This is a genomic window from Phytopseudomonas daroniae, from assembly GCF_004327275.1.
GTDB lineage: Bacteria > Pseudomonadota > Gammaproteobacteria > Pseudomonadales > Pseudomonadaceae > Aquipseudomonas > Aquipseudomonas daroniae.
The window spans coordinates 187950-205830 of sequence record NZ_QJUJ01000007.1 but is presented as its reverse complement, the minus strand read 5'-3'; the positions used below and the strand labels follow the sequence as shown (position 1 = coordinate 205830).

Below are 17881 nucleotides of genomic sequence, written 5' to 3'. Positions count from 1 at the left end.
AACGTCGTGCGCATCCTGTTAGAATCCCGCCCCTTTGAAGCCCGTATCGATCCTGACCATGCAAGATCCAGCCACTCAACGCGTCATCGTCGGCATGTCTGGCGGCGTCGACTCCTCCGTATCGGCCCTGCTATTGCTCGAACAGTGCTATCAGGTCGAAGGCCTGTTCATGAAGAACTGGGACGAGGACGACGGCACCGAATACTGCACCGCCATGGACGACCTGGCGGACGCTCAGGCCGTGTGCGACCGCATCGGCATCAAGCTGCATACCGCCAACTTCGCCGCCGAGTACTGGGACAACGTGTTCGAGCACTTTCTGGCCGAATACAAGGCCGGTCGCACGCCGAACCCGGACATCCTGTGCAACCGCGAAATCAAGTTCAAGGCGTTCCTCGACTACGCCCTGATGCTTGGCGCCGACCTGATTGCCACCGGCCACTATGTGCGTCGCCGCGATATCGACGGACGTAGCGAGCTGCTCAAGGGCCTTGACCCGAACAAGGATCAGAGCTACTTCCTGCATGCCGTTGGCGGTGAACAAATTGGCAAGACGCTGTTTCCTGTCGGCGAGCTGGAAAAGCCCCAGGTGCGCGCGATTGCCGAGAAATACGAGTTGGCCACCGCGAAGAAGAAAGACTCGACAGGCATCTGCTTTATTGGCGAGCGCCGTTTCAGCGATTTTCTCAAGCAGTATCTACCGGCTCAGCCAGGCGATATCGAAACCACCGAGGGCGATGTCATCGGTCGCCACCACGGTCTGATGTACCACACCATCGGTCAGCGCCAGGGGTTGGGCATCGGCGGCCTGAAAGACGCCAGCGACGAGCCCTGGTACGTGCTGCACAAGGATCTGACTCGCAACGTGCTGGTGGTTGGTCAGGGCAACGAGCACCCGTGGCTGTTCTCCCGCGCCCTGAACGCGTCGCAGATCTACTGGGTCAACCCCGTCGAACTGGACACACCGCGCCGACTGACCGCAAAGGTTCGCTACCGCCAGGCGGATCAGACCTGCACGCTGGAGCGCAGCGCTGATGGCTACCGTGCCACGTTCGACCAGCCGCAACGCGCCGTCACGCCCGGCCAGTCCGTGGTGTTCTACGATGGCGATATCTGTCTTGGCGGTGGCGTGATCGAAAGCGCCGAGCCCTGGAGCGAGGGTGCCCCGCGATGAATTCGATACAGGAACAACTGATCGCCCTTGGCGCTGTCTTTCAAGCTGCGGTGATGGTCGACAAGATTGCCAAGACCGGCCAGGCCGCCGAAAGCGAAGTGACATGCCTCATCGGCAGCCTGCTGGTGCGTGATTCCAAGGGCACCCTGGATGTGTTCGGTGGTGATGACCTCAATCTGCGCGAGGGTTACCGCGCCCTGGTCAGCGCTCTGGAACGCGACCCTACCAGCCTGCAGCGCGAGCCGCTGCGCTATGCCCTGGCCCTGCTGGGCCTGGAGCGGCAACTCGACAAGCGCGGAGACCTCTTGCAACTGATGGGCAGCCGCCTGGATCAGATCCAGAGCCAGGCCGAACACTTCGGGATCGGCCACGAGAACGTGGTGTCTTCATGCGGTGCGCTGTACCAGGACACCATCAGCACCTTCCGGCAGCGTATTCAGGTACAGGGCGACAGCCGCTTCCTGCAGCAGCCGGGCAATGCCTCGAAAATCCGCGCCCTGCTGCTCGCGGGCATCCGCTCGGGACGCCTGTGGCGGCAACTGGGTGGGCATCGCTGGCAGTTGGTGTTCAGTCGCCGCAAATTGCTGCGAGAGCTTTACCCGATGCTGCGCAGTTAATCTGCGCTACTTTTCTGATGTGCATCTCGTTCATCGAATGACCTAGGGGCGCCGCCGATGGCTGCCCTAATTCGTGTATGATGTGCGCCCTTTTCAACGCCCGACTGTCCGAGAACGCCTCCCATGCAGCTTTCCTCGCTCACCGCGGTTTCGCCCGTAGATGGCCGCTATGCCGGCAAAACCAGCGCCCTGCGCCCCATTTTCAGCGAATATGGCCTGATTCGTTTCCGTGTTCAGGTCGAAGTCCGCTGGCTGCAGCGCCTCGCTGCCCATGAAGGTGTAAGCGAAGTCGCGCCCTTCTCCGCCGAAGCCAATGCGCTGCTCAACGAGCTGGCCGAGAACTTCGCGGTGGAGCACGCCGAGCGCGTCAAGGAAATCGAGCGCACCACCAACCACGACGTCAAAGCCGTGGAGTACCTGCTCAAGGAACAGGCCGCCAAGCTGCCAGAGCTGGACAAGGTCAGTGAATTCATCCATTTCGCCTGCACCAGCGAGGACATCAACAACCTGTCCCACGCCCTGATGCTGCGCGAAGGTCGCGACAACGTGCTGCTGCCGCTGATGCGCCAGATCGCCGCTGCAATCCGCGAACTGTCGGTGAAATTCGCCGACGTGCCGATGCTGTCGCGCACCCACGGTCAGCCAGCCTCGCCGACCACCCTGGGCAAGGAGCTGGCCAACGTCGTCTACCGCCTGGAGCGGCAGATCACCCAAGTCGCCGCCGTACCGCTGCTCGGCAAGATCAATGGTGCCGTGGGCAACTACAATGCCCACCTGTCCGCCTATCCGCAGATCGACTGGGAAGCCAACGCCCGTCAGTTCATCGAGAGCGACCTGGGCCTGCAGTGGAACCCCTACACCACGCAGATCGAACCTCACGACTACATCGCCGAGCTGTTCGATGCCATCGCCCGTTTCAACACCATCCTCATCGACTTCGATCGCGACGTCTGGGGCTACATCTCCCTCGGCTACTTCAAGCAGAAGACCGTGGCTGGCGAGATCGGCTCCTCGACCATGCCGCACAAGGTCAACCCGATCGACTTCGAGAACTCCGAAGGCAACCTGGGGATCGCCAACGCACTGTTCCAGCACCTGGCCAGCAAGCTGCCTATTTCCCGCTGGCAGCGCGACCTGACCGACTCCACCGTGCTGCGCAACCTCGGTGTCGGCTTCGCTCACAGCGTGATCGCTTACGAAGCAAGCCTCAAGGGAATCAGTAAGTTGGAGCTCAATACTCAACGTATTGCTGAAGACTTGAACGCCTGCTGGGAAGTGCTCGCCGAACCGATCCAGACGGTGATGCGTCGCTACGCCATCGAGAATCCCTATGAGAAACTCAAGGAGCTCACGCGTGGCAAGGGCATCACGCCAGAAGCGCTGCTGGCCTTCATCGACGGCCTGGATATGCCATTGCAAACCAAGGAAGAGCTCAAGCAGCTCACTCCGGCCAACTACATCGGCAACGCGGTGGCCCAGGCCAAACGCATCTAAGCTGTCTTCAGTCTCAAGGACGCCCGGCTGAAGCCGGGCGTTTCTTTTTATACGCATCAATAAATATCAAGGACTTACAGATGAATCCTGATGCTCCTCTTCAGCTATTGGGTGGCCTGAGCGCACGCGAATTCCTGCGTGATTACTGGCAGAAGAAGCCCCTGCTGGTGCGCCAGGCCATCCCCGCTTTCGAAAGCCCGATCTCCCCGGACGAACTGGCCGGCCTCGCCCTCGAGGAAGAAGTCGAATCGCGCCTGGTGCTCGAACATGGCGAAACGCCATGGGAAGTGCGCCGCGGCCCCTTCGCCGAGGATGCTTTCTCCCAGTTGCCTGAACGCGACTGGACGCTGCTGGTACAGGCCGTCGACCAGTTCGTGCCGGATGTTGCCGAATTGCTGGAGCAGTTCAAGTTCCTGCCCAAATGGCGCATCGACGACGTGATGGTCAGCTTTGCCGCCCCCGGCGGCGGCGTTGGCCCGCACTACGACAATTACGACGTATTTCTCCTGCAGGGCCATGGCCGCCGCCGCTGGCAGATTGGCCAGATGTGCGACTCGCAAAGCCCCCTGCTGCAAGATCTGGATCTGAAGATCCTGGCTCAATTCGATCAAACTGAAGAATGGGTGCTCGAGCCCGGCGATATGCTCTATCTGCCGCCGCTCCTGGCCCACTGTGGTACCGCCGAGGACGATTGCATGACTTATTCCGTGGGTTTCCGCGCACCCAGCGCGGCCGAAGTACTGACCCATTTCACCGATTTTCTCGGCCAGTTCCTGCCCGATGAAACGCGCTATAGCGACGCCGGCACTGCGCCTGCCAGCGATCCGCACGAAATCCAGCGCGATGCTCTGGATCGTCTCAAGGCGCTGCTCGCCGAGCATATGGGCGATGAGCGCCTGCTGATGACCTGGTTCGGCCAGTTCATGACCGAGCCACGCTACCCGGAACTGATCGCCGGTATCGAGATCGACGAGGATGGTTTCCTCGACCAACTGGAAGACGGCGCGGTACTGATCCGCAACCCCAGCGCACGCATGGCCTGGTCCGAAGTGGGCGAAGATCTGGTGCTGTTCGCCAGTGGCCATAGCCGCCTGCTTTCCGCAGGCCTGCGCGAATTGCTGAAAATGGTCTGCTCGGCCGATGCCCTGCACCTGGAAAACCTCGGCCCATGGCTGGCAAACGACGAAGCGCGTACCCTGCTGCTCGAACTGGCCAAGCAAGGCAGCCTGGAGTTTGCCGATGAATGACCTGCGCATACGCATCGCCGACTGGCACAAGGATTACGAAGAACTGCGACGCATCCGCGAAACGGTATTCGTCGCCGAACAGGCCGTGCCGCCTGAACTGGAATGGGACGCCGAAGACAGCGATGCCGTGCATTTTCTCGCCTGCGACGGCGACTACCCGATCGGTACCGCGCGCCTGCTGGCCGATGGCCAGATCGGTCGGGTATCGGTACTCAAGGATTGGCGCGGCCTGAAGGTCGGCGAAGCGCTGCTGCAGTCGGTAATCGCCGAGGCGGAGAAACGTGGGCTGAGTCAGCAAATGCTCAGCGCCCAGGTGCAGGCAACGCCGTTCTATGAAAAGCTGGGCTTCACTGTAGTGAGTGAGGAATACCTGGAAGCGGGCATTCCTCACGTCGACATGGTGCGCAGCAGCGGCTGATGATCAGCTGTGGCCTGTGCGACGTTACGCCGGTGCCACAGAGGTCAGCATGAACGATGAACACGCGCCCGACGACACTGAGCTCGACCTGATCGAGTTCGAGTCGCCAGGGCGTTTTGCCCTGCACAACCCCGACAGCCAGCTGCCGCAACCCGCCGCCTGGGAGCCGGCGCCCTACGTGCGGGGCAGTGAGCGGGCGCTGCAGCGCTTCAGCCTTCCCGATCAGGCTCGCAGCCATGCCCTGGCCTTGATGCAACAGGCCTGCCGCACGCTGTGCCTTTACAGCCCTGACCTCGAACCCTGGCTCTACCACCACAGCAGCATCCAGGAAGCGTGTACGCGCTTCCTGCTGAGCCATCGCAATAGCCGGCTGCGCATTCTGCTGCGTGATAGCGGCCGTGCGGTTCGCGACGGGCATCGGCTGATCGCGTTATCGCGCAGACTGTCCAGCCACGTACAGATGCGCCGCTGCCATCCGGATTACCCTTTTCCCGAAGGCGCCTTTCTGCTGGCTGACGATCAAGGTCTGTTGATGCGCCCTGAGCCGGATCAATTCGCCGGGTACGCGAAATACCAGGATCCGGCCCGTGTTCGCCAATTGCAGCGGTTATTCGATCAAACCTGGGAGACCAGCATCCTTGATCCTGATTTGCGGAGTTTTCTGCTATGAAACGGTATTTTCTCAGCGCTGCCCTGCTCGCTTTCAGCCTGTCGGCGGTGGCTGCCACCGAAGTCATCCCGCTCAGCTACCGAACCGCTGGCGACCTGCTGCCCGTGGTGCAGTCGGCATTAGGTAACGAGGGGCGCGTCAGCGCCTATGGCAACCAGCTCATCGTCAACGCGCCGGCGGCCAAGATCGAGGAAATCCGCGCCCTGCTCGGTCAACTCGATACTCAACCGAGGCGCTTGCTGATCAGCGTCGACACCAGTGAGTCCGCCTATCGCGATGACCGGGGTTACGGCGTGGATGGCAGCATCAGCGCCGGCAATGGCCGCGTGGAGATTGGTCGTGGCGAAGTCAATGGCCGCGATCAGGCGCGCATCATCCGCCGTAGTACCGACAGCCGTGGCGGCGGCACTCAGCAGGTGCAGACCAGTGAAGGCTATCCGGCGCTGATTCAGGTCGGCCAGAGCGTACCGGTGACCACCAGCAGTCGCGGGCCCTATGGCCAGGTGTACAACAACACCGAGTATCGCAATGTCACCCAGGGTTTCTACGTCACCGCGAGCCTGGCCGGTGATGTCGTGCACCTGGAGATCAGCAGCAATCGTGACCGTGTCAACCAGACGCAACCTGGTGTGATCGACATCCAGCAGGCCGATACCCGCGTCAGCGGCCGAATCGGCGAATGGATCAGCATTGGTGGCAGCAGTGAACAAAGTCAGGCCGACAGCAGCAGCGGTGTATTGCGTCGCCACTCCACCGAAGGCCGTGAAGATATGAGCATGCGCGTGAAGGTCGACGTAATCGACTGAGAGGCCCGTAAAACGTGACCATACGGTCGACCTAAGACTTATGTAGTAGATCTAAAAAAACACTACAAAAACGATTGACGAACATTTTCGTCGGTCGCATGATGGCCTCGCTCCCGCTAATCAGGGGCTCTGGAAACGGAGCCTCCGGGTCGCATCCTAGCTACCTCAGGATCGATTCGTGTTGTTAGCAGGCTGCTGAACAACTAGCTACGTTGCTGCTGCTTCGTTGGAAACAGGCTCAAAGTGCTCATGTACTGCTCGTACACTCCGCCTTCTCGTCTGTTTCCGCCTCGCATCAGCCGCCTCGCTAACGTTCTTCAACAGCCTGTACGCCCACAAGGCAGCTCGACGAGATGGCGACTGGAACGAGGTTGTCCTGAGGGACGGGGAAGCGTTTCACGTATCGATCAGCACAGTGCCGCGGGCGTCCACGGGCCCATAAGCATATCGACTCGCCTATCCGGCGGGTGGTGCCTGCCGATGCGTTTCGTCCACCCGGCCCAAGTGCCCTCCTCCTTCCGGTTTCCTCTCAACGTCTGCGGTGAGCTCGCTCCGAGCCTTGCGCCTGGACTGCGCGCGACGCTCGGTGCTCGACCAAACACACACTTGAAGGATTGACCATGTCAGCTTACGAAAACGACATCAAAGCCGTTGCCGCCCTGAAAGAAGCTGCTGGCAGCAGCTGGAGCGCCATCAACCCGGAATCCGTCGCTCGCATGCGCGCCCAGAACCGCTTCAAGACCGGCCTGGACGTCGCCAAGTACACCGCAGCCATCATGCGCAAGGACATGGCCGAGTACGACGCCGACTCTTCCGTCTACACCCAGTCTCTCGGTTGCTGGCATGGTTTCATTGGCCAGCAGAAGCTGATTTCCATCAAGAAGCACCTGAAGACCACCAACAAGCGCTACCTCTACCTGTCCGGCTGGATGATCGCCGCGCTGCGCTCCGATTTCGGCCCGCTGCCGGATCAGTCGATGCACGAGAAGACCGCGGTCGCCGCGCTGATCGAAGAGCTCTACACCTTCCTGCGTCAGGCCGACGCTCGCGAACTGGATCAGCTGTTCAGCGCGCTGGACGCCGCACGCGATTCCGGCGACAGGGCCAAGCAGAGCGAAATCCAGGCGCAGATCGACAATTTCGAAACCCACGTGGTGCCGATCATCGCCGACATCGACGCCGGTTTCGGTAACCCCGAGGCCACCTACCTGCTGGCCAAGAAGATGATCGAGGCAGGCGCCTGCTGCATCCAGATCGAAAACCAGGTATCCGACGAAAAACAGTGCGGCCATCAGGATGGCAAGGTCACCGTTCCGCACATCGACTTTCTGGCCAAGATCAACGCGGTGCGCTACGCCTTCCTCGAGTTGGGCGTGGACGACGGCGTGATCGTCGCCCGTACCGACTCCCTGGGTGCCGGCCTGACCAAGCAGATCGCCGTGACCAACGAGCCGGGCGATCTGGGTGATCAGTACAACTCGTTCCTCGACTGCGACGAAATCAGTGCGGCAGAGCTGAAGAACGGCGACGTGGTGATCAACCGCGAAGGCAAGCTGCTGCGACCCAAGCGCCTGCCGTCCAACCTGTTCCAGTTCCGCAAGGGCACGGGTGAAGACCGCTGCGTGCTGGACAGCATCACCTCGCTGCAGAACGGTGCCGACATGATCTGGATCGAAACCGAGAAGCCTCACGTCGGGCAGATCAAGGCCATGGTCGATCGCGTTCGCGAAGTCGTTCCCAACGCCAAGCTGGTCTACAATAACAGCCCGTCGTTCAACTGGACGCTGAGCTTCCGCCAACAGGTGTTCGATGCGTTCGTCGCCGAAGGCAAGGACGTTTCTGGCTACGACCGCGCCAAGCTGATGAGCGCCGAGTACGATGAAACCGAGCTGGCGCAGGTTGCCGACGAGAAGATCCGCACCTTCCAGCGCGACAGCTCGGCCAACGCCGGTATCTTCCACCACCTCATTACCCTGCCGACCTACCACACCGCGGCCCTGTCCACCGACAACCTGGCCAAGGGGTACTTCGCCGATCAGGGCATGCTGGCTTACGTCAAAGGCGTGCAGCGTCAGGAGATCCGCCAGGGCATTGCCTGCGTCAAGCATCAGAACATGGCTGGCTCGGACATTGGTGACAACCACAAGGAGTACTTTGCCGGCGAAGCCGCGCTGAAGGCGGGCGGCAAGGACAACACGATGAACCAGTTCCACTGAGAGCGGCTAACGCACCGCAAGGTGCGTGATTAACTCCTGAGCCCTGGCAGCGATGCCGGGGCTTTTTTATTCCCGCAACTAGTACAAAGAAAAAAATTCAATAACCACTGTTTGTTTAAGTGCGCCATAGATGGATAACTAAGCGACAAATAAAGGCTTAAAAGAATAAATTCTCAAATGATAAATATTCCCATTGAAGTGTATTTAATTATTCACTACATTCACCTGACTACTGGCATTTCAAATCCACAGGCCATTATAAATCATTGATTCAAAAGGATTTTCATTCCATGATCGATCAAGGGCAAGCGGCTTAATATTAATTTTTTGCTCTGAAAAATTTACTTACACCAAATACAGGCATAACATTATGTAAATAGATTGCGAGGCGACCTGCGTTGTCTTGCCATAACTTTTAATTACGCGTGAAGCCGTTCCTTGCCTGAGGAGTCCCGGCATGTTGGAAGCAAGCAGTTCCCTGTCCCATAACTGGGCGTTGGCCGTTTTTCTGCTAGGGGTCGTTGGCCTTTGTGCATTCATGATGGGCTTATCCAGCCTGCTGGGTAGCAAGGCATGGGGCCGCAGCAAGAACGAGCCGTTCGAATCAGGCATGCTTCCCACCGGCAGTGCTCGCCTGCGCCTGTCCGCCAAATTCTATCTGGTCGCGATGCTTTTCGTGATCTTCGACGTCGAAGCCCTCTTTCTCTTCGCCTGGGCCATCTCTGTTCGCGAAAGCGGCTGGGCCGGCTTTATCGAAGCAGCCGTTTTCATAAACATTCTGTTGGCAGGTCTTGTCTACCTTTGGCGTATCGGTGCGCTTGATTGGGCACCCGAGGGCCGCAAGGCTCGGCAGGCGAAGCTAAAACAATGAGGCTTTGGCGATGCAATACAAACTTACTCGGATCGATCCGGATGCTCCCAACGAGCAATACCCGATCGGCAAACGGGAGGTCGTTTCCGACCCGCTGCTAGAAGACGAAGTTCACAAGAACATCTACCTGGGCAAGCTCGAGGATGTTCTCAACGGTGCTGTCAACTGGGGTCGCAAGAACTCCCTGTGGCCGTACAACTTCGGTCTATCGTGTTGCTACGTGGAAATGACCACCGCCTTCACCGCCCCGCACGACGTTGCGCGCTTCGGTGCCGAGGTTATCCGGGCATCCCCGCGGCAGGCCGATTTCATGGTCATCGCCGGCACCTGCTTCATCAAGATGGCGCCCGTCATCCAGCGTCTCTATGAGCAGATGCTCGAACCCAAGTGGGTCATCTCCATGGGCTCGTGCGCCAACTCCGGCGGCATGTACGACATCTACTCGGTTGTTCAGGGTGTCGACAAGTTCCTCCCGGTCGACGTCTACATACCCGGTTGCCCGCCCCGTCCCGAGGCCTTTCTGCAAGGGCTGATGCTGCTGCAGGAATCGATCGGTCAGGAGCGCCGCCCGCTGTCCTGGGTCGTTGGTGATCAAGGCGTTTATCGCGCCGAGATGCCCTCGCAGAAAGAACAGCGTCGCGAGCAGCGCATTGCGGTTACCAACCTGCGTTCCCCTGACGAAGTCTGAGTCCCGCTTTCCCAGCAAGGCCGGATTCACTCTCTACGTTGACCGATAGCGATCGAGACCATGACTGCAGACACCACCGTGTCCATTGCGCCGTACAAGGCGGACGACCAAGACGTCGTCGTTGAGCTTCAATCCCGTTTTGGCGCCGACAGCTTCACGCTGCAGGCCACCCGCACCGGCATGCCGGTCATCTGGGTCGGCCGCGACAAGCTCGTCGAGGTGCTGCGCTTCCTGCGCCAGGCCTCGCGCCCCTACGTCATGCTGTATGACCTGCACGGCGTCGATGAGCGCCTGCGTACTCAGCGCCGCGGCCTGCCGGACGCCGATTTCACCGTGTTCTATCACCTCATGTCGCTGGAACGTAACAGCGACGTGATGATCAAGGTGGCCCTGCGTGAAGGCGACCTCAATCTGCCTTCCGTAACCGGAATCTGGCCGAACGCCAACTGGTACGAGCGCGAAGTGTGGGATCTCTACGGCATCCATTTCACCGGTCACCCGCACCTGACCCGGATCATGATGCCGCCGACCTGGGAAGGTCACCCGCTGCGCAAGGATTATCCGGCGCGCGCCACCGAATTCGATCCGTTCAGCCTGACCCTGGCCAAGCAACAGCTCGAGGAAGAAGCCGCGCGTTTCAACCCGGAAGACTGGGGCATGAAACGCCAGAGCGAGAACGAGGACTACATGTTCCTCAACCTCGGCCCCAACCACCCCTCTGCCCACGGTGCATTCCGCATCATCCTGCAACTCGACGGTGAAGAGATCGTCGACTGCGTGCCGGAAGTCGGTTACCACCACCGCGGCGCCGAGAAGATGGCCGAGCGGCAGAGCTGGCACAGCTTCATCCCCTACACCGACCGCATCGACTACCTCGGCGGGGTGATGAACAACCTGCCGTACGTGCTCTCGGTCGAGAAGCTCGCGGGCATCAAGGTGCCGCAGAAGGTCGACACCATCCGCATCATGATGGCCGAGTTCTTCCGCATCACCAGTCACCTGCTGTTCCTGGGCACCTATATCCAGGACGTCGGCGCCATGACCCCGGTGTTCTTCACCTTCACCGACCGCCAGCGCGCCTACAAGGTGATCGAAGCCATCACCGGCTTCCGCCTGCACCCGGCCTGGTATCGCATCGGCGGTGTCGCCCACGATCTGCCGCGTGGCTGGGAGAAGCTGGTCAAGGAATTCGTCGACTGGTTGCCCAAGCGCCTCGACGAGTACGAAAAGGCCGCGCTGCGCAACAGCATTCTCAAGGCCCGAACCATCGGCGTCGCGCAATACAACACCAAGGAAGCGCTGGAATGGGGCACCACCGGTGCCGGCCTGCGTTCCACTGGCTGCGATTTCGACCTGCGCAAGGCACGCCCCTACTCCGGCTACGAGAACTTCGAGTTCGAAGTACCGCTGGCCGTCAATGGCGATGCCTATGACCGCTGCATCGTACGCGTCGAAGAGATGCGCCAGAGCATCAAGATCATCGACCAGTGCATGCGCAACATGCCGGAAGGCCCGTACAAGGCGGATCACCCGCTGACCACGCCGCCACCGAAAGAGCGCACGCTGCAGCACATCGAAACCCTGATCACCCACTTCCTGCAGGTTTCCTGGGGCCCGGTCATGCCGGCCAACGAAAGCTTCCAGATGATCGAAGCGACCAAGGGTATCAACAGCTACTACCTGACCAGCGACGGCAGCACCATGAGCTACCGCACGCGCATCCGTACCCCGAGCTTCCCGCACCTGCAGCAGATCCCTTCGGTGATCCGCGGCAGCATGGTCGCTGACCTGATCGCGTATCTGGGCAGTATCGACTTCGTTATGGCCGACGTGGATCGCTGAGGAAAACACCATGAGCAATGCAGCCCTGATTCAGACCGACCGTTTCGCCCTCAGCGAAACCGAGCGCTCGGCCATCGAGCACGAGATGCACCACTACGAAGACCCGCGTGCGGCGTCCATCGAAGCCTTGAAAATCGTGCAGAAGGCGCGCGGCTGGGTGCCGGACGGTGCCGCCGACGCCATCGGTGCGATTCTCGGTATTCCGGCCAGCGACGTGGAAGGTGTCGCCACCTTCTATAGCCAGATTTTTCGCCAGCCCGTCGGCCGCCACATCATTCGCGTGTGCGACAGCATGACCTGCTTCATCGGTGGCCATGAAAACGTGCTCGGCAGCATCAAGTCCGAGCTGGGCATCGTGCCCGGCCAGACCACCGCTGACGGCCGCTTCACCCTGCTGCCCGTGTGCTGCCTGGGCAACTGCGACAAGGCGCCGGCGATGATGATCGACGACGAGACCTTCGGTGACGTTCACCCCGAAGGCGTCGCTCAACTGCTGGAGAATTTCCAATGATCAGCCGCAGTTCCAGCCTGCTCACCTCCTTCGGCCCGGCGAATCGCATCCCCCGCAGCGAAGAGACTCATCCGCTGACCTGGCGCCTGCGCGACGACGGGCAACCTGTCTGGCTGGAGGAGTACCGGCAGAAGAACGGTTATGCCGCCGCGCGCAAGGCGCTGGCCGAGATGGCCCAGACCGACATCGTGCAGACGGTCAAGGATTCCGGTCTCAAGGGGCGCGGTGGCGCGGGCTTCCCCACTGGTGTGAAGTGGGGCCTGATGCCCAACGACGAATCCCTGAACATCCGCTATCTGCTGTGCAACGCGGACGAGATGGAGCCCAACACCTGGAAAGACCGCATGCTGATGGAACAGCTGCCACACCTTCTGGTGGAAGGCATGCTGATCAGCGCCCGGGCCTTGAAGGCCTATCGCGGCTACATATTCCTGCGCGGCGAATACGTCGACGCCGCCGCCAACCTCAACCGGGCAATCGACGAAGCCAAAGCTGCCGGCCTGCTGGGCAAGAACATCCTCGGCAGCGGTTTCGACTTCGAACTGTTCGTGCACACCGGGGCCGGTCGCTACATCTGCGGTGAGGAAACCGCGCTGATCAACTCCCTGGAAGGCCGCCGCGCCAACCCGCGTGCCAAGCCGCCATTCCCGGCCGCCGTGGGCGTTTGGGGCAAGCCGACCTGTGTCAACAACGTCGAGACCCTGTGCAACGTGCCGTCCATCGTCGCCAATGGCGTCGACTGGTACAAATCCCTGGCCCGCGAAGGCAGCGAAGACCACGGCACCAAGCTGATGGGCTTCTCCGGCAAGGTCAAGACGCCAGGCATCTGGGAGCTGCCCTTCGGTATCAGCGCCCGCGAGCTGTTCGAAGACTATGCTGGTGGCATGCGCGACGGTTATACGCTCAAGGCCTGGCAGCCAGGCGGCGCCGGCACTGGCTTCCTGCTGCCCGAGCACCTGGACGCGTCCATGTACGCCGCCGGCATCGCCAAGGTCGGCACCCGTATGGGGACCGGCCTGGCCCTGGCCGTCGACAACACCGTGAACATGGTGTCGTTGCTGCGCAACATGGAAGAGTTCTTCTCTCGCGAATCCTGCGGCTGGTGCACCCCGTGCCGTGATGGTCTGCCGTGGAGCGTGAAGATTTTGCGTGCCCTGGAATGCAAGCAGGGTAGCCGCGAGGACATCGACACCCTGCTAGGCCTGGTCAATTTCCTCGGCCCCGGCAAGACCTTCTGCGCTCACGCGCCGGGTGCCGTGGAGCCTCTGGGCAGCGCGATCAAATATTTCCGTGATGAGTTCGACGCCGGGGTAATCGCCGACTCGATCAAGCCGCCAGTGGCGGCACACGCGGTATGAACCCGATGGCTGGACAGGTGGGCGCGATGCGCCGTCCGGCCCGGGTGACGACAACGAATTCCCTTAGCCCGTCCACCTTCGGGTGGGCAAACGAAGACTGAAGAAAATGGCCACTATCCACGTAGACGGCAAAGATCTCGAAGTCGATGGTGCGGACAACCTGCTGCAGGCCTGTCTGTCCCTCGGACTCGATATCCCCTACTTCTGCTGGCACCCGGCGCTCGGCAGCGTCGGCGCCTGCCGCCAGTGTGCGGTGAAGCAGTACACCGACGAAAACGACACGCGCGGTCGCCTGGTCATGTCCTGCATGACGCCAGCCACCGACAATAGCTGGATCTCCATCGACGACGAAGAGGCCGTGGCCTTCCGCAAGAGCGTCGTCGAATGGCTGATGACCAACCACCCACACGACTGCCCGGTGTGTGAGGAAGGCGGCCACTGCCACCTGCAGGACATGACGGTGATGACCGGCCACAACGCCCGTCGCTACCGCTTCACCAAGCGTACTCACCAGAACCAGGAGCTCGGCCCGTTCATCGCCCACGAGATGAACCGCTGCATCGCCTGCTACCGCTGCGTGCGCTACTACAAGGACTATGCCGGCGGTACCGATCTGGGCGTCTACGGCGCCCACGACAACGTGTATTTCGGGCGTGTCGAAGACGGCACCCTGGAGAGCGAGTTCTCCGGCAACCTGGTCGAGGTCTGCCCGACCGGTGTGTTCACCGACAAGACCCATTCCGAGCGCTATAACCGCAAGTGGGACATGCAGTTCGCCCCGAGCATCTGCCATGGCTGCTCCAGCGGCTGCAACACCAGCCCGGGCGAACGCTATGGCGAAGTGCGCCGCATCGAGAACCGCTTCAACGGTTCGGTTAACGGCTACTTTCTGTGTGACCGCGGTCGCTTCGGCTATGGCTACGTCAACCGTGAAGACCGTCCTCGTCAGCCGCTGATGGTGCTCAGCAAGATGAAGATGGGCCTGGATGCCGCGCTGGATCAGGCCGCTGCGCTGCTGAAGAACCGCAAGGTGATCGGCATCGGTTCGCCGCGTGCCAGCCTGGAAAGCAACTTCGCCCTGCGCGAGCTGGTCGGCGAAGGCAACTTCTACTCCGGTATCGCTGCTGCCGAACAGGCCAATATCCGCCTTATCCGCGACATCCTGCAGAACGGCCCGCTGCCGGTGCCGACCCTGCGCGATATCGAAAGCCATGACGCGGTGTTCGTGCTCGGTGAGGATCTGACCCAGACCGCCGCGCGCATCGCCCTGGCCCTGCGCCAGTCGGTCAAGGGCAAGGCCACCGAGATCGCCGCCGGTGCGAAGATTCAGGATTGGCACATGGCGGCAGTGCAGAACGTCGCCCAGAATGCCCTCAATCCACTGTTCATCGCCAGCGTTACCGCCACCCGCCTGGATGACGTCGCCGAGCAGTGCGTGCACGCCGCTCCGGACGACCTGGCCCGTATCGGTTTTGCCGTGGCCCACGCCATCGACCCGAGCGCCCCGGCCGTCAGCGGCCTGGAAAGCGAAGCGGCGGAGTTGGTGCAGCGCATCGCCAAGGCTCTGCTGAACGCCAAGCGGCCGCTGATCGTCTCCGGCGCGTCCCTGGGCAGCAAAGCCCTGATCGAGGCAGCGGCGAACATTGCCAGCGCCCTGAAGAATCGCGAGAAGAATGGCTCCATCAGCCTGGTGGTACCGGAAGCCAACAGCATGGGCCTGTCCCTGCTGATGGGTGAAAACTTCTCCGGCCATAGCCTGGACGAAGCCCTTGAGGCCCTGACCTCCGGCCAGGCCGATGCCCTTGTGGTACTGGAGAATGACCTCTATCGCCGTGCTGATGCCAGCAAGGTGGATACTGCCTTCGCCGCCACCAAGGTGGTGATAGTCGCTGACCATCAGAACACCGCAACCAGCGCCAAGGCGCACCTGTTGCTGCCGGCCGCCAGCTTCGCCGAGGGCGATGGCACTCTGGTCAGCCAGGAAGGTCGCGCCCAGCGTTTCTTCCAGGTTTACGACCCGTCCTACTACGACAGCAATGTGCTGGTACGCGAAGGCTGGCGTTGGCTGCATGCGCTGCATAGCACTCTGCAGAATCGTTCTGTCGACTGGACGCAACTGGATCATGTCACTGCCGCCTGCGCCGCCAGCAGCGCACAGTTGGCCGGCATCCGTGATGCCGCGCCGAGCGCCTCGTTCCGTATCAAGGGCATGAAGCTGGCCCGCGAACCGCACCGTTACAGCGGCCGTACCGCCATGCGCGCCAATATCAACGTGCACGAGCCGCGTGTATCCCAGGACATCGACAGTGCCTTCTCCTTCTCCATGGAAGGTTATTCCGGCAGCAAGGAGGCACGCCAGCAGATCCCCTTCGCCTGGTCGCCGGGCTGGAACTCGCCACAAGCCTGGAACAAGTTCCAGGACGAAGTCGGTGGTCACCTGCGGGCCGGGGATCCGGGCGTTCGCCTGATCGAAGCCAAGGGCGAAAACCTGGGCTGGTTCTCCGCTCCTGCGCCGTTCAATCCGGCCCAGGGCACCTGGCAGGTCGTCTCGCTGCATCATCTGTTCGGCAGCGATGAGATGGCTTCGCGTGCCGAACCGATCGCCGAGCGCATGCCGGCTGCCTATGCCGCGCTGTGCAAGGATGAAGCCGATCGCCTCGGTGTCAACGATGGCGCCCTGCTCGACCTGCAGGTCAACGGTCAGGCCTTGCGTCTGCCGCTGCGCGTCATCGATGAGCTGGGTGTCGGCCTGATCGGCTTGCCAGTCGGCCTGCCGGGCATTCCGCCAGCGCTTGCTGGTGCTGCGGTTACTGCGCTCTCCATTACAGGCAGTGGGGAGGCCACGCAATGAGCTGGCTGACTCCACAACTGCTCGACATCATCCAGGAAGTGCTCAAGGCCGTCGTCATCCTGCTTGCCGTGGTGGTGTGCGGCGCGCTGCTGAGCTTCGTCGAGCGGCGTCTGCTCGGCTGGTGGCAGGATCGCTACGGCCCCAACCGGGTTGGTCCGTTCGGCATGTTCCAGATCGCTGCGGACATGCTGAAGATGTTCTTCAAGGAGGACTGGACGCCGCCCTTCGCCGACAAGGTGATCTTCACCCTGGCCCCGGTGATCGCCATGGCCGCGATGCTGATGGCCTTCGCGATCATTCCGATCACCCCCAACTGGGGCGTGGCGGATCTGAACATCGGCATCCTGTTCTTCTTCGCCATGGCGGGTCTGTCGGTGTACGCCGTGCTGTTCGCCGGTTGGTCGAGCAACAACAAGTTCGCCCTGCTCGGCGCCTTGCGCGCCTCGGCGCAGACGGTGTCCTACGAAGTATTCCTGGCCCTGGCGCTGATGGGCATCGTCGCCCAGGTCGGCTCGTTCAACATGCGCGATATCGTCGACTACCAGGCCGAGAACCTGTGGTTCATCATTCCGCAGTTCTTCGGCTTCTGTACCTTCTTCATCGCCGGCGTCGCCGTGACCCACCGTCACCCCTTCGACCAGCCGGAAGCGGAGCAGGAACTGGCCGACGGCTACCACATCGAATACGCCGGCATGAAATGGGGCATGTTCTTCGTCGGTGAATACATCGGCATCGTGACCATTTCCGCTCTGCTGGTGACCCTGTTCTTCGGCGGCTGGCACGGCCCGTTCGGCATCCTGCCGCAAATCCCGTTCATCTGGTTCGCGCTCAAGACCTGCTTCTTCATCATGATCTTCATCCTGTTGCGCGCCTCCATCCCGCGCCCACGGTATGACCAGGTCATGGCCTTCAGCTGGAAGTTCTGTCTACCGCTGACCCTGATCAACCTGCTGGTGACCGGCGCAGTCGTGCTGGCCGCGGCCCAGTAAGAGGGTATTTACAAAGCAGCGAGCGAAGGTCAGGCAAGGCGAAGTCAGTCGAAAAAGCGGAGTGTACGAGCAGTACATGAGCATTTTGAGACGGATTTCAACGCGGCATGACCGAGCGCAGCAATTTGT

The 17881-nt window shown here is 61.1% G+C and carries 15 protein-coding genes; all 15 read left to right on the top strand.

Annotation, left to right across the window (positions count from 1 at the left end; genetic code table 11):
• The first annotated feature begins 58 nt into the window (after positions 1-58).
• The 15 genes from mnmA (at position 59) to nuoH (ending at position 17752) form a co-directional block, all read left to right on the top strand.
• Positions 59-1174: a tRNA 2-thiouridine(34) synthase MnmA gene (mnmA, locus tag DNK10_RS17425; RefSeq protein WP_131192417.1), complete on the top strand. Its 1116-nt coding sequence runs from the start codon at positions 59-61 to the stop codon at positions 1172-1174.
• A complete protein-coding gene (hflD, locus tag DNK10_RS17420; RefSeq protein ID WP_131182469.1) occupies positions 1171-1791 on the top strand; it encodes a high frequency lysogenization protein HflD in 621 nt (206 codons plus the stop codon). Before mnmA ends, hflD begins: the two co-directional genes overlap by 4 nt.
• 123 nt (positions 1792-1914) lie before the next feature.
• Positions 1915-3285, top strand: coding sequence for an adenylosuccinate lyase (gene purB / locus DNK10_RS17415; protein ID WP_131192416.1), 1371 nt, complete (start codon positions 1915-1917; stop codon positions 3283-3285).
• An 80-nt stretch (positions 3286-3365) separates the two neighbouring features.
• Positions 3366-4532 (top strand): ribosomal protein uL16 3-hydroxylase, encoded by a 1167-nt coding sequence (locus tag DNK10_RS17410; RefSeq protein WP_131182467.1) that lies wholly within the window; start codon positions 3366-3368, stop codon positions 4530-4532.
• Positions 4525-4950 (top strand): GNAT family N-acetyltransferase, encoded by a 426-nt coding sequence (locus DNK10_RS17405; protein WP_131192415.1) that lies wholly within the window; start codon positions 4525-4527, stop codon positions 4948-4950. Before DNK10_RS17410 ends, DNK10_RS17405 begins: the two co-directional genes overlap by 8 nt.
• A gap of 49 nt (positions 4951-4999) precedes the next feature.
• The gene (locus DNK10_RS17400) at positions 5000-5620 is read left to right on the top strand and encodes a DUF7931 domain-containing protein (protein ID WP_131192414.1); all 621 of its coding nucleotides are present in this window, start codon (positions 5000-5002) and stop codon (positions 5618-5620) included.
• Positions 5617-6426 (top strand): secretin N-terminal domain-containing protein, encoded by an 810-nt coding sequence (locus DNK10_RS17395; protein WP_131192413.1) that lies wholly within the window; start codon positions 5617-5619, stop codon positions 6424-6426. The genes DNK10_RS17400 and DNK10_RS17395 overlap by 4 nt, the downstream gene beginning before the upstream one ends.
• Positions 6427-7046: 620 nt before the next feature.
• Positions 7047-8642, top strand: coding sequence for an isocitrate lyase (locus DNK10_RS17390; RefSeq protein ID WP_131182463.1), 1596 nt, complete (start codon positions 7047-7049; stop codon positions 8640-8642).
• A 457-nt stretch (positions 8643-9099) separates the two neighbouring features.
• Positions 9100-9513: an NADH-quinone oxidoreductase subunit A gene (locus DNK10_RS17385; protein ID WP_131192412.1), complete on the top strand. Its 414-nt coding sequence runs from the start codon at positions 9100-9102 to the stop codon at positions 9511-9513.
• 10 nt (positions 9514-9523) lie between these two features.
• On the top strand, positions 9524-10201 hold the full coding sequence (locus tag DNK10_RS17380; RefSeq protein WP_131182461.1) for a NuoB/complex I 20 kDa subunit family protein: 678 nt from the start codon (positions 9524-9526) through the stop codon (positions 10199-10201).
• A gap of 60 nt (positions 10202-10261) precedes the next feature.
• Positions 10262-12043 carry an NADH-quinone oxidoreductase subunit C/D gene (gene nuoC / locus DNK10_RS17375; RefSeq protein ID WP_131182460.1) on the top strand — a complete coding sequence of 594 codons (1782 nt, stop codon included), beginning with the start codon at positions 10262-10264 and terminating at the stop codon, positions 12041-12043.
• 10 nt (positions 12044-12053) lie between these two features.
• Complete coding sequence (gene nuoE / locus DNK10_RS17370) at positions 12054-12554, top strand: NADH-quinone oxidoreductase subunit NuoE (RefSeq protein ID WP_131192411.1); 501 nt, start codon at positions 12054-12056, stop codon at positions 12552-12554.
• Positions 12551-13912, top strand: a complete 1362-nt coding sequence (gene nuoF / locus DNK10_RS17365) for an NADH-quinone oxidoreductase subunit NuoF (RefSeq protein ID WP_131182458.1) — start codon at positions 12551-12553, stop codon at positions 13910-13912. Before nuoE ends, nuoF begins: the two co-directional genes overlap by 4 nt.
• 106 nt (positions 13913-14018) lie before the next feature.
• The gene (nuoG, locus tag DNK10_RS17360; protein ID WP_131192410.1) at positions 14019-16763 is read left to right on the top strand and encodes an NADH-quinone oxidoreductase subunit NuoG; all 2745 of its coding nucleotides are present in this window, start codon (positions 14019-14021) and stop codon (positions 16761-16763) included.
• Entirely contained in the window at positions 16760-17752 is a 993-nt protein-coding gene (gene nuoH, locus DNK10_RS17355) for an NADH-quinone oxidoreductase subunit NuoH (protein ID WP_131182456.1), read from the top strand. The genes nuoG and nuoH overlap by 4 nt, the downstream gene beginning before the upstream one ends.
• Positions 17753-17881 lie beyond the last annotated feature (129 nt).